Annotated in this window: 12 protein-coding genes; 2 read left to right on the forward strand and 10 right to left on the reverse strand. The window is 70.9% G+C overall.

Going from position 1 to position 12,048, the window contains the following annotated elements; all coding sequences use genetic code 11:
- Positions 1-13 precede the first annotated feature (13 nt).
- Genes OG570_RS46460 through OG570_RS46480 form a run of 5 tightly spaced genes read right to left on the reverse strand, consistent with a single transcriptional unit; the run spans position 14 to position 3,245 of the window.
- Entirely contained in the window at positions 14-367 is a 354-nt protein-coding gene (locus OG570_RS46460; protein WP_442788359.1) for a hypothetical protein, read from the reverse strand.
- Between the two features lie 59 nt (positions 368-426).
- Positions 427-1,560, reverse strand: coding sequence for an ArsA family ATPase (locus tag OG570_RS46465; RefSeq protein WP_326954918.1), 1,134 nt, complete (start codon positions 1,558-1,560; stop codon positions 427-429).
- A 4-nt stretch (positions 1,561-1,564) separates the two neighbouring features.
- On the reverse strand, positions 1,565-1,999 hold the full coding sequence (locus OG570_RS46470) for an SRPBCC family protein (protein ID WP_247063221.1): 435 nt from the start codon (positions 1,997-1,999) through the stop codon (positions 1,565-1,567).
- 26 nt (positions 2,000-2,025) lie between these two features.
- On the reverse strand, positions 2,026-2,820 hold the full coding sequence (locus OG570_RS46475) for a metallophosphoesterase family protein (RefSeq protein WP_326947552.1): 795 nt from the start codon (positions 2,818-2,820) through the stop codon (positions 2,026-2,028).
- A gap of 11 nt (positions 2,821-2,831) precedes the next feature.
- Positions 2,832-3,245 carry a polyketide cyclase / dehydrase and lipid transport gene (locus tag OG570_RS46480; protein WP_371827641.1) on the reverse strand — a complete coding sequence of 138 codons (414 nt, stop codon included), beginning with the start codon at positions 3,243-3,245 and terminating at the stop codon, positions 2,832-2,834.
- Between the two features lie 132 nt (positions 3,246-3,377).
- On the opposite strand from OG570_RS46480, the gene OG570_RS46485 reads away from it, so the two are divergent.
- A complete protein-coding gene (locus tag OG570_RS46485; RefSeq protein ID WP_326954919.1) occupies positions 3,378-5,174 on the forward strand; it encodes an AMP-dependent synthetase/ligase in 1,797 nt (598 codons plus the stop codon).
- Positions 5,175-5,234: 60 nt separating this feature from the next.
- Here OG570_RS46485 and OG570_RS46490 read toward each other — a convergent pair whose 3' ends face one another.
- From OG570_RS46490 to OG570_RS46505, 4 genes are read right to left on the reverse strand one after another with little or no spacing between them, the layout of a single operon-like run.
- Entirely contained in the window at positions 5,235-6,599 is a 1,365-nt protein-coding gene (locus OG570_RS46490) for a GH1 family beta-glucosidase (protein WP_326954920.1), read from the reverse strand.
- Positions 6,600-6,617: 18 nt separating this feature from the next.
- On the reverse strand, positions 6,618-7,505 hold the full coding sequence (locus tag OG570_RS46495) for a carbohydrate ABC transporter permease (protein WP_326947549.1): 888 nt from the start codon (positions 7,503-7,505) through the stop codon (positions 6,618-6,620).
- A 9-nt stretch (positions 7,506-7,514) separates the two neighbouring features.
- Complete coding sequence (locus OG570_RS46500) at positions 7,515-8,450, reverse strand: carbohydrate ABC transporter permease (RefSeq protein WP_326947548.1); 936 nt, start codon at positions 8,448-8,450, stop codon at positions 7,515-7,517.
- On the reverse strand, positions 8,447-9,718 hold the full coding sequence (locus OG570_RS46505) for an ABC transporter substrate-binding protein (RefSeq protein ID WP_326947547.1): 1,272 nt from the start codon (positions 9,716-9,718) through the stop codon (positions 8,447-8,449). Before OG570_RS46505 ends, OG570_RS46500 begins: the two co-directional genes overlap by 4 nt.
- Before the next feature lie 203 nt (positions 9,719-9,921).
- Here OG570_RS46505 and OG570_RS46510 point away from each other — a divergent pair, with 203 nt between their 5' ends.
- Positions 9,922-10,959, forward strand: coding sequence for a LacI family DNA-binding transcriptional regulator (locus tag OG570_RS46510; RefSeq protein WP_326947546.1), 1,038 nt, complete (start codon positions 9,922-9,924; stop codon positions 10,957-10,959).
- Positions 10,960-10,974: 15 nt separating this feature from the next.
- Here OG570_RS46510 and OG570_RS46515 read toward each other — a convergent pair whose 3' ends face one another.
- Positions 10,975-12,009 carry an SDR family oxidoreductase gene (locus OG570_RS46515; protein ID WP_326954921.1) on the reverse strand — a complete coding sequence of 345 codons (1,035 nt, stop codon included), beginning with the start codon at positions 12,007-12,009 and terminating at the stop codon, positions 10,975-10,977.
- Between the last annotated feature and the right edge of the window lie 39 nt (positions 12,010-12,048).

The following is a 12,048-nucleotide window of genomic DNA, read 5'->3' on the forward strand; positions in this document are numbered from 1 at the left end:
CTATCGTCCGCACTCAGCTCTCCCGATCCGGCCGCCACTCGTCCCGTCTGCGGACGGTGATGTGCTGCACCCTCGCCGACGTCGTCGCATCCGCCGGTGGTCGCGGTGCGGGCCGGAACCCGGGCATGTGGACGCCCTCATCCGGCTCCCAGCGATCCGCGAGCACCGCTCGGAGCAACGCCACGAGCTGGGCCAGCTGTTCCAGCAGCCGCGCAGCAAACTCGGGACGCTCACCCCGCACCACGGCGACGATCGCACACAGCGGACACCACCCGCACGCCGAGGCCTCGGGTTTCGCCTGGTCAGGGTCGCCGTGCCCGGCCGCGACCACGCCTTCGAGCCACGGCGCGGCCTTCTCGACGACCATCTCCACGAGCAGCCGGAGCTCTTCGGCCAGGCGCACCCCGTCGGAGACCTCTTCTTCGCTCACCCGCGGCCCCGGTTCCCGGCCAGGCTCACGAGCAGGCCGTCGGCGTCGGATTCCGCGCCGGTGATCCGGCACGGCCGCAGCGACTCCGGCAGGGCGATGAGCCTGCGGAAGCCGTCCACGGTGATCGCCAGGTCGTCGTCGACGCGAGCGAGGTCCACTTCGGCGTCCCGCCCCAGCGGGATCGCGACGCGCAGCGTGTAGCCCCCGGGCGCGGGCCGGACCCGCAGCAGCGGGGTGACCGGGGTGCCGTCGCCGGCCAGCGGGTCGCGGTCGCCGTAGAGCTCGTCGGCGATCCCCAGCAACGCGGGCAGCCCGACCGGTTCGACGGCCCGGTGCTCGACGCGGGCGACCCGCGTGAAGCCGGCCGCGGTCAGCTCGGCCAGCACGGTGTCCTGCTGGGTGCGGCGGGTGCGCAGCCACGACGCGGCGCCGCCGCGCCAGATCCCGGGCGCGGGCATCAGCCGGTTGGCGATCAGGCCGTCGACGGCGATGCCGCGCAGGGCGAGCGAGCTGAGCGTGCGCCGCGCTTCGGCGACGACGACCCGCTCGGGCGTCAGGACGAGCCGGACGGTGGTCACCGACGGCTCGGTGAGCAGCGCGCGCAGGCCTTCGAGGTGCGTGCCGAGGCGGCGCACGGAGTCGGTGACCCGGCCGCGGCGGCCGAACACCTTGCTCAGGTAGCCGGAAACGGCTTCGGGCAGCGCCAGCAGCCGCAGCGTCTCGGCCGTCGGGCCGCAGTCGACGACGATGGTGTCCCACGGGCCGTGCTCGGCCAGCCGCCGGACCTCGCTCAGCGCGAGCAGCTCGTCGACGCCCGGGAGCACGGTCAGCTCTTCGGCGTCGAGGGTGTCGAACCCGGCGCCGGACAACGTCGTCTGCAGCTCGGCGCGCAGCTGGTGCCAGGTCGTGTCGACCAGCGTCCGCGAGTCGATCTGGACCGCGGACAGGAGTGCGTCCACTTCGGACGGTTCGGCGCCGAGGGTGTGGCCGAAGGCGTCGCCGAGCGAGTGCGCCGGGTCCGTGGACGCGACGAGGGTCTTCCTGCCGCGGCCGGCCAGCGCGGCGCCGGTGGCCGCGGCCAGCGTGGTCTTCCCGACACCCCCCTTGCCGGTGAACAGCAGGATCCGCACGTGGTTACCCCTCGGCCCGCTTCTTGAGCTCCTTGAGCGCGGTGTCCATGACCATCTTCTCGGCCTTGCGGCGGAGCAACCCGATCATCGGCAGCGCCAGTTCCACCGAAAGCGTGTACGTCACGCGGGTGCGGCCGCCGAGGTCCTCGAGCGCGTACCGGCCGTTCTGCGCCTTCTGCATCTGGCCCTTGACCAGGTGCCAGCTGACGCCGAGGCCGTCGCCGTCCCACTCGTATTCGAGGGTGTAGACGTCCTTGATCGGGCCCGCGTCGAGGGTCAGCTTGACCTGCTTGGCCCGGCCTCCGGCGTCGGTGTCCAGGACCTCGGTCTGCCGGACGGCCTTGGCCCATTCCGGGTAGGCGGGGAAGTCGGCGATCACGGCCATCACCCGGCTGGGCTCGGCGTCGACCTCGATGGACTGTGTGGACTGCTCGGCCATGGACGAAGCGTAGCCGCCGCGGCCGGTCACCAGCGCAGCACGTAGGGCTGCCCGGTCTCCTTGAAGTGACCCACGTTACGGCACTCGGTCAGGCCGACCCGGGCGCGGGCGGCCAGGGGCTGGTGCACGTGCCCGAACACCGACCAGCGGGGCCGCTGTTCCCGGATGAGGTCCAGCAGGGCCGCCGAGCCGAGCTCGCTGCGGCGCGCGACGACGTCGTAGGTCAGCTCGGGCAGCGCCGGCGGGGCGTGCGTGCAGAGCACGTCGACCTCGGTGAGCGCGGCGACGCCGGCCTCGTAGTCCGCGCGATCCCGCAGGTAGGGACGCCAGGCGGCACCCTTGCGGCGACGCGGGACGACGCCGTCGGGCAGCAGCGCGCCGCCGACGAACCCGAACCGCAGGCCGCCGATCTCGGCCACCTCGCCGTCCAGCACCCGGATGCCCTCGCCCGCGAACTCGGGCCACAGCGCGGGGGTGTCGACGTTGCCGGGGGTGGCGTAGGTCGGCGCGGTCATCGCCGCGAACAACGTCGCGTACTGCTCGCGGATGGCCTCGTCGACGGCCGCGCCCGGGTCGTCGAGGCTCGCCCAGAGCGTCCGGGAGTAGGCAACGGTTTCGTCACGGGTGCCCTCGCGGCGCAGCCGGGCGAACTCGCCGACCTTCTCGGCGCCGAAGAGGGCGCCCATGATGCCCTTCTCGTGCTCGCGGTAGTCGACGAAGTCGAGCAGGTCACCGAGCACGACCAGCGCGTCGGCCCCGTCCCCGGCCCGCTTCAGCGCGTCCGCGTTGCCGTGCACGTCCGAGACGACGTGTACCCGCACCCCTGATCCCCTTACTCGTCACCGCGCGGAGGAACTCCGGGCTCGCGCCCGTCCTCCAGGATCTCCTTGAGCCCGAGGGCGATCGCCTTCGCCGCACGGGCCCGCCGGTCGAACTCCCGGCGCAGGTCGCGCGGCGCCAGCGCCCGGGGCGTCCCGGCCGCGTCGGCGGGGGTCGCCCGCAGGAAGTAGTGCAGCAGGGTGCCGTCGAGCACCGGCTCGAGCCAGACCTCCATGGTACCGACGAGCGCTCCACGCACGGTCCAGCGCAGGCCCTTGTCCCCCCGGTCGGTGTAGACCTCGAGCACCAGGTCCGGCCAGTAGCGCGTCCAGGACCTCGGATCGGCGAAGACCGCGGCCACGGTGGCGGGCGGGACGACGAGGAACGTCTCGTCGACGACGTCGAGAGCGGGTGGCGCCTGGTTCACGGAGCGAAGAATGTCACGCCCTCGCCGTGCGACGGCGATCAGCATGGTCTTAAGGTGCTCCTCACGCTAAGTTGACTGGCGGGTAACAGCGGTGTCATCTGCCGCAGCACGCGTTGAACACGGAGGTCCCACGTGCGCGAATACAGCGCTCCCGCCGGCAAGCCGGTGGCCGACGACGAGAACATGGCCGATGTCGTCTGGGCGAACGCGGAGCGGTTCTCCGACGTGGTCAGCTTCCGTCGCCAGGTCGACGGCAGCTGGCTGGACGTCACCGCGAAGGAGTTCGCCGGCGAGGTACTGGCCGTCGCCAAGGGCATGGCCCAGGCCGGGATCGGCCGCGGCGACCGCGTCGCGATCATGTCGAAGACGCGCTACGAGTGGACGCTGATCGACTTCGCGATCTGGGCGGCCGGCGCGGTGACGGTCCCGATCTACGACACCTCGTCCCCCGAACAGGTGTTCTGGATCCTCTCCGACTCGGCCGCGAAGGGTGTGTTCGTCGAGACGAACGGCCACGCCGGCGCCGTCGACGAGATCCGCGACCGGCTCACCGAGCTGAACCACACCTGGCAGATCGAGGGTGACTCCCCCGCCGTCGAGGAGCTGTCCGCGCTCGGCGCGACGCTGTCCGACGACGAGCTGCACGAGCGCCGCCGCGAGGTCGTCGCCGACGAGCTCGCCACGATCGTCTACACCTCGGGCACCACCGGCCGCCCCAAGGGCGTCGAGCTGACCCACCGGAACCTGCTGGCCGAGATCCGGGCCGACATCGAGGCGTTCCCTCAGCTGATGGAGCAGGGCAACTCGCTGCTGGTGTTCCTGCCGCTGGCGCACGTGCTGGCCCGCGCGATCGCCGTGACGGCGCTGTCCGCCCGCGTCACCCTCGGGCACACCCCGGACGTCAAGAACCTGGTCCCCGACCTGGGCACCTTCCGGCCGACGTTCGTGGTCGCCGTGCCGCGCGTGTTCGAGAAGGTCTACAACTCGGCGAAGCAGAAGGCCCACGGCGACGGCAAGGGCAAGATCTTCGACGCCGCCGAGGCCGTCGCGGTCGCCTACAGCGAGGCGCAGGACAAGGGCGGCGCCGGGCTCGGCCTGAAGGCCAAGCACCTGGTGTTCGACAAGCTCGTCTACGGCAAGCTGCGCGCGGCCCTCGGCGGCCGCTGCGTGGCGGCGGTGTCGGGCGGGGCCCCGCTCGGCGCGCGGCTGGCGCACTTCTTCCGCGGCATCGGCGTCCCGGTCTTCGAGGGCTACGGCCTGACCGAGACGTCGGCGGCGGCCAACGTCAACACCCAGTCGGCGTTCCGCGTCGGCACCGTCGGCAAGCCGGTCAACGGCACGTCGGTCCGCATCGCCGACGACGGCGAGGTCATGCTCAAGGGCGACGTCGTCTTCCGGGCGTACTACAACAACCCGCAGGCGACGGCCGAGTCGCTCACCGACGGCTGGTTCCACACCGGCGACCTCGGCGAGCTGGACGTCGACGGCTTCCTCAAGATCACCGGCCGCAAGAAGGAGATCATCGTGACGGCGGGCGGCAAGAACGTCGCCCCGTCCGGCCTCGAGGACACCATCAAGGCGGCCCCGCTGGTGAGCCAGGCGATGGTGGTCGGCGACCAGCGCCCGTTCATCGCGGCGCTGGTGACGGTGGACGAGGAGTACTTCCCGTCCTGGAAGTCCCAGCACGGCAAGCCCGCCGGCGCGTCGGTCGCGGACCTGGCCACCGACGCGGACCTCCTGGCGGAGATCCAGACGGCGGTCGACGAGGCCAACAAGACGGTCTCGAAGGCCGAGGCCATCAAGAAGTTCGCCGTGCTGGCCAACGACTTCACCGAGCAGGGCGGCGAGATCACGCCGAGCCTGAAGCTGAAGCGCAACGTGGTGACCAAGAACTACGCCAACGACATCGAGGCCCTTTACAAGAAGTAGCCGAATGCCGTGAAGGCCTCCTTACCGGCTCTTATGGCCGGTAAGGAGGCCTTCACGGCATTACGGGGTGTGCTGGGCCGCGATGTGGTCGCGGTACCAGCGGTAGCTCGCCCTCGGTGTGCGGCGCTGCGTCGTGTAATCGACGTGCACCAGGCCGAAGCGGTGCTTGTAGCCGTGGGCCCACTCGAAGTTGTCCAGCAGCGACCAGGCGAAGTAGCCGCGCAGGTCGACGCCGGCGTCGAGGGCCTCCTGAGCCGCCGCCAGGTGGTCACTCAGGAAGCTGATGCGCTCGTAGTCGGCGAAGTCGCTGCGGTCCGGGTAGACGCAGCCGTTCTCGGTGACGTACACCGGCGGCAGGTCCGGGTAGCCGTTGTGCAGCGCGACCAGGGCTTCGGTGAGGCCCTCCGGCTCGACCGGCCAGCCCATGCCGGTGCGCGGGACGTCCGGCAGGCGCGTCGTGTCCACGCCGATGTCGGCGAGGGTCCGCCGCGCCGGGTCCGGCTCGCGCGGGGGCGCGTCGGCGACGTGCTGCCGGTAGTAGTAGTTGACGCCCAGGTAGTCCAGGGGCTGCCCGATCGTCGCCAGGTCGCCGTCGTGGCGGAACGAGAAGTCCGACGCCGCCCCGAACATCGCCTTCAGGCCCGGCGCGTAGCGGCCGCCGAACAACGGCTCGGTGAACTGCCGGCGCAGCACCGTGTCCTGGCGCGCCGCGGCCGCGGCGTCGGCCGCCGAGTCCGTGACCGGCACCGCCGGGGACTGGTTGAGCACGACGCCGAACCGGTGCGTGTGCGCGGCCTGCGCCCGCATCGCCTGCACCGCCAGGCCGTGGCCGAGCAGCAGGTGGTGGGCGGCGGCCAGCGCGCCGTGACCCTCCTTCGCCCCGGGCGCGTGCCGGCCCTCGCCGTAACCCGCGACCGCGCACGGGTACGGCTCGTTCAGCGTCGTCCAGTGGTCGACGAGGTCGCCCAGCTCCTCGTGGACCAGGGCGGCGTAGTCGGCGAACCGGTGGGCCGTGTCCCGCGCCCGCCAGCCGCCCTCGTCCTCCAGGGCTTGGGGCAGGTCCCAGTGGTAGAGCGTCAGGAACGGCTCGATCCCGTGGTCCCGCAGCCCTTCCACCAGCCGCCGGTAGAAGTGCAAGCCGCGCCATTCGACGCGGCCGCGGCCCTCCGGCTGCACCCGCGGCCACGACACGGAGAACCGGTAGGAGTCGACGCCGAGCTCGCCGAGCAGCTCGAGGTCCTGCTCCCAGCGTTCGTAGTGCTCGGCCGCGGGCTCGCCGGTGTCACCACCGGCGATGGCGCCCGGCACTTCGGCGAAGGTGTCCCAAATGGACGGTCCACGGCCGTCTTCGGTGGTGGCGCCCTCGATCTGGAACGCCGATGTGGCCACACCCCAGCGGAAGCCGGGCGGGAAACTGGAAGTCACGGATCTCTCCCGGGAGGCTCAGCCCTTGAGCGCGCCCTGCATGATGCCGCCGACGATCTGGCGGCCGAACAGCAGGAACACGAGAAGGACGGGGATGGTGCCGAGGGTCGCGGCGGTGAGCACGAGCGTGTAGTCGGTGGTGTAGCCACTGGCCAGTGTGGACAGTGCCGTTTGGACGGTCGGGTTCTCCGGCACCAGCACCACCAGCGGCCAGAAGAAGTCGTTCCACGCCTGCATGAACGTGAACAGGCCGAGCACCGCCGCGGCCGGGCGGGCCGTGGGCAGCGCGACGTGCCAGAACAGCCGCAGCGAGCCGCAGCCGTCCATCCGCCCGGCTTCCAGCAGTTCCAGCGGCAGCGCCCGCTCGAAGTACTGGCGCATGAAGAACACACCGAACGCGGTGACCAGGCCCGGCACGATGACCGCCTGCAGCTGCCCGGCCCAGCCGAAGTCGGCCATCATGATGTAGAGCGGCACGACACCCAGCTCGGTCGGGATCGCCTGGGTGGCGACCACCAGGAGCAGCAGCAGGGTGCGGCCGCGGAAGCGCATCTTGGCGAAGGCGAACCCGGCGAGCGTCGAGAACAGCACCACCGACAGCGTGATGGTGCCCGAGACGATCACCGAGTTCGCCAGCGCCAGCCCGAAGTTCGTCTCGTCGAAGACCCGGGCGATGTTCTCGAACAGGTGCCCGCCCGGCACCAGCACCGGCGGCACGCTGCCCACCGCGTCCGGCGTCTGCGACGAGACGACGAACGACCAGTAGACCGGGAACGCCGAGCCGGCCAGGATCGCGACCAGCGCGGCGTAGGTCCACGGGCTGGTGACGCGCTGGGTGAACCGCCGCGTCCGGCTCGGTGGCCGGGCCTCGGCGGGTGCCGAGGTCGAGGTCAGCACGGTGGACATGTCCGCTCCTCAATCGGTCTGGATGCGCCGGGTCACCAGGTACGCCACGCCCGCCACGAGCATCGTGGCGATCGCCAGCAGCAGCGCCACCGCGGAGCTGTAGCCGAAGTCGTACTTGCTGAAACCCTGTTCGTAGAGGTAGAGCGCGGCGGTCTGGAACTGCCGGTCGGACCCGCCGGTCGCGGCCGCGGTGCCCGGGTTGAACAACAGCGGCTCGGCGAGCAGCCGCATGTTCCCGGTCGTCGCGATCACCGTGGAGAAGATGATCTGCGGCCGCAGCAGCGGCACGGTGATCCGCAGGAACTGCTGGTGCCCCTTCGCGCCGTCGAGCGTCGCGGCCTCGTACAGGCTCGACGGGATCGCCTGCATCGACGCCAGGAAGATCAGCGCGTGGTAACCGGTCCAGCGCCAGACGACCATCGACGCGATCGCGGCGTGCGAGCTGGCCGTGCCCGCCTGCCAGTCGACGTGCCCGGCGCCGAACCAGCTCAGCACCCAGTTCACCAGCCCGAAGTCCCGGCCGAACAGCTGCGCGAAGATGATCGTGACCGCCGCCACCGAGGTGATGTTCGGCAGGATCATGCCGGTCCGGAACAGCGTCCGGCCGCGCAGCCTGCGGTTGAGCAGGTGCGCGATGCCGAGCGCGAACAGGATCTGCGGGATCGTGGTCAGCAGCCACAGGCTGACCGTGTTCCCCATCGCGTTCCAGAAGTACGGGTCGTGGAACAGCAGTTCCCGGTAGTTGTCCAGCCCGATGAACTTCGCGCCCTCGGCGTCGAGCAGGTTGCGCTTCTGCAGCGACACGAAAGCCGTGTACAGCAACGGGAACAACCCGAAGACACCGAAGATCAGGAAGTACGGGCTGATGAAGCCGAACGGCGAGAGCTTGACGTCCCAGTGCGCCCGCCGGTCGGCGAAGCTCAGCTTCGGCACGGAAGCCGTCACTTGAGCTTCGAGACGTCACCGACCAGCTGCTGCCAGGCCGCCGCGCCGTCCTGCTTGCCCTGCTCGACGCGCTGCATCGCGTTGCCGAACTCGGTCTGCACGTCGCCGGCCTTCGGGCCCTGGTACTGCGGGTTCAGGTTCTTCGCCGCGTCGGTGAAGAGCTTGCCGACGGGCGCGTTGTTGAAGAACGGGTTCGTGTAGGAAGTGATCTTCGGGTCGGTGTAGAGCGACGGCGTCGAGGGCAGCAGGCCCTGGCTGGTGAACACCTTCGCCTGCTGCTCGGGCGCGGTCAGCCAGGCGGCGAGGTCGGCGGCCTCGGCGGTGTGCTTGCCCTGCTTGGGCACGGTCAGGTACGAGCCGCCCCAGTTGCCGCCGCCACCGGGCACGCTGGCGACGTCCCACTTGCCGGCGGTGTCCGGCGCCTGGTCCTTGATCTTGGTCATCATCCAGGCCGGGCAGGTCACGGTGGCGAACTGGCCCTGGGTGAAGCCGGTGTTCCAGGTCGGCGTGCTGTAGAGCAGGCCGGCGCTCAGGTTCGCCTTGACGGCGTCGACGACCTGGTCCCAGCCGGTCCGCAGCGCCGGGTTGCTGTCGACGACGAGCTGGTCACTGGTGTCGTAGTAACCGGTCGGGGCCTGGCCGAAGATCGCGTTGAGCACGGTCGGGCCGCCGTCCATCCACTTGACGCCGTTCGGCGCCTTGGCCTGGAAGCGCTTGCCGGCGTCGAAGAACGCCTGCCAGGTGGGCCAGAGCGCGGAGACGGCCTCGCGGTCGGCGGGCAGGCCGGCGGCCTGGAGCAGGTCACGGCGGTAGCAGATGGCCAGGCCGCCGACGTCGGTGCCGTAGCCGATCTGCTGCCCGCCCTTGGCGAGCGACGCCGACCACTTCCAGCCGAGCCAGCGGTCCTTGAGCTTGTCGCCGCCGACGGTGTTGAGGTCGACGAACTTGTCCGGCGTCGCCTTGAACTGGGCGACGTAGCCGGTGTCGATGGCCTCGATGTCCGCGGCGCCGCCCCCGGTGGCCAGGTGCGCGGCCAGGTTCTTGTGGTGGTCGGAGTAGGCCGCGGTACGCTCGGTGATCTCGATGTTCGGGTGCGCCGCCTGGTACTCCTTGATCAGGTCGGTGTAACCGAAGTTGCCGAAGAGCCCGAGGCTGAGCTTGACCTTGCCGCCGCCGCTCCCGCCGTCGCCGCCGCTGCAGGCGCTCAGGGCGGTGACGGCGGCCAGCACGGCCACCAGGACCATGCGGGTTCTCGTGTTCGGGCGCATGAGATCTCCGTTGTTCTGCTGAAAGCGCGCGGAAACACCGCGGCCACCGGGAACGTGTCTCCGGGGCCGGGCGAGAATGTGGCCTCTATGAGAGCGCTCCCAGGCTCGTGCGTCAAGTAACGAAGAGATAACAGCACCGCGAATTTTTCGAAGCAGGGGTCGATGTGCTAGTTATGTAACCGGTTACAGCCGAAGGAGCCGCCATGGTCACCGCCCGCGAAATCGCCGAGCTCTGCGGCGTCTCCGTCGCCACCGTTTCCCGGGTTTTCAACCAGCCGGCGTCGGTCAGCGGGCCGACCCGCGAACGCGTCGAGCGGGTCGCCCGCGAGCTGGACTTCTCCCCCAACGAGTCGGCGCGCGCGTTGTCGCGCAAGCAGTCGGCGATGATCGGGCTGGTCTGGGACACCGACCACCGGCGGCCCGGCTGGCGCCACCCGTTCCTGCAGGACCTGTTGCTGGGCTTGAAGTCCGCACTCAGCTCGCACGGGTACCACCTGCTGATGCTCGCCACGAGCGACGACGCGCGCAGCCGCACCCCCGGCGTCTCCCTGGCCGACCCGGTCGCCTACGTCCGGATGACGCGCCGGCACCACCTGGCCGGGCTGGTGCTGATCGACAGCGGTTCGGACGCGGAGGCGTTCACGGCGTTCGCCCGGTCCGGCCTGCCGTGCGTCGCGCTCGACGTCGCGATCTCCGGTCCCAAAGCGACGTACGTGACGTCCGACAACGTCCGCGGCGCGGCGGACGCCGTCCGGCACCTGGCCGGGCTCGGGCACCGCCGGATCGCGACGCTCACCGGCCCGCGCGACAACGCCCCGGCGGCCGAGCGCACCCGGGGCTACCGGGAGGGCCTCGCCGCGGCGGGCCTCGAGGCGCGCGACGACTACGTCGTGTCCGGGGACTACTACCGCGAAAGCGGTTTTGTCGGCATGCGCCGGCTCCTGGCCCGCAAGGAACCCCCGACGGCGGTCTTCGCGGCGAGCGACGAGATGGCGGTGGGCGCCCTGCTCGCGGCCCGCGCGACAGGCCTGCGCGTCCCGGACGACCTGGCGGTGGTCGGCTTCGACGACATCGAGGTCGCGTCCCTGGTGGACCCGGCGCTGACGACGGTGGCCCAGGACAAACCGGGTTTCGGCACGGCGGCCGCGGAGGCGCTGCTGAAGATGATCGAGACGGACGCGGCCCCGGAACCGGTGCTGCTGCCGACCAGGCTGGTGGTCCGCGGCTCCTGCGGCGCCTAGATCCTTTTCCTTGCGTCAGGCGGAAACCAGCGACTTGCGGAGCATGCTTTCGCCGGCGGCCACGACCGCCTCCGCCGACTCCCGCGGCGTCCAGCCCAGCACCGAGCGGGCCTTCTCGTGGGAAATCTTCTTGACGAAGCCGAGTTCGGCCGCGATGGTCCGGAACTCCGCCGAGAACACGGCGCCCGCCCGCACGACGAGGTTCGGGATGGTGCGGGTCGGCACCTTCTTCGCGCTCTCGCCGAAGTTCTCCTTGAGCAGCGCGCCGATCTCCTTCATCGCCATCGAAGGACCGCTGGCGAGCAGGAACCGCTGTCCCGCGGCGCCGTCGGCCGTCATCGCCAGCACGTGCGCGCTCGCCACGTCGCGGACGTCGACGATCGGGACGTACATGTCCGGGTAGCCGGGGATCTTCCCGTCGAGGAGCCGCTGGACGATGTGGTTGGCGCCGGACACCTCCCGGCCCATGACCGGGCCCATGACGGCGACGGGCAGGACCGTCGTCAGTTCCAGGGCGCCGCCCTCGTCGCGGACGAAGTCCCACGCGGCGCGCTCGGCGAGGATCTTGCTCTTGCCGTAGGCGTCGACGCCGGGCCCGTCGAGCACGGACCAGTCGTCCTCGGTGAAGGCGCGATCGAGGTGCGGGTGCCCGAAGCCGACCGCGTGGAACGCCGAGGTGAGCACCACGCGCCGGACCCCGCCGTCCCGGGCGGCGCGCAGCACGCGGAGGGTGCCGTTGCGGGCGGGGACGATGACGTCGTCGTCGTTCGCGACCTTGCCCGGCTGGACCGGCGACGCGACGTGGAGGACGTAGTCGCAGCCATCGACCGCTTCGGCCCAGCCGCGGTCGTCGGTGAGGTCGGCGGCCACGAAGCTCAGCGCGTCACCGTGCGTCATGCCGGCCTCGGTCAGCACCGCGCGGACGGCCTGCTCCTTCGTGAGCGACCGCACCGTGGTGCGGACCCGGTACCCCTGCGCCAGGAGCTGGAGGATGCAGTGCCCGGCGATGAAGCCCGAGCCGCCGGTGACGAGAACCCGCTGCGTGCTCATGTGTTCTTTCCCATCGGAGTGTGTGCCGCCATCTTGATC

This window comes from Amycolatopsis sp. NBC_01286 (assembly GCF_035982555.1).
GTDB lineage: Bacteria > Actinomycetota > Actinomycetes > Mycobacteriales > Pseudonocardiaceae > Amycolatopsis.

Bases quoted from the DNA above. Each gene is read 5' to 3' on its own strand.
- OG570_RS46460 (WP_442788359.1), bottom strand. From the start codon at position 367: ATGGTCGTCGAGAAGGCCGCGCCGTGGCTCGAAGGCGTGGTCGCGGCC.
- OG570_RS46470 (WP_247063221.1), bottom strand. From the start codon at position 1,999: ATGGCCGAGCAGTCCACACAGTCCATCGAGGTCGACGCCGAGCCCAGC.
- OG570_RS46495 (WP_326947549.1), bottom strand. From the start codon at position 7,505: ATGTCCACCGTGCTGACCTCGACCTCGGCACCCGCCGAGGCCCGGCCA.
- OG570_RS46505 (WP_326947547.1), bottom strand. From the start codon at position 9,718: ATGCGCCCGAACACGAGAACCCGCATGGTCCTGGTGGCCGTGCTGGCC.
- OG570_RS46510 (WP_326947546.1), top strand. From the start codon at position 9,922: ATGGTCACCGCCCGCGAAATCGCCGAGCTCTGCGGCGTCTCCGTCGCC.
- OG570_RS46515 (WP_326954921.1), bottom strand. From the start codon at position 12,009: ATGAGCACGCAGCGGGTTCTCGTCACCGGCGGCTCGGGCTTCATCGCC.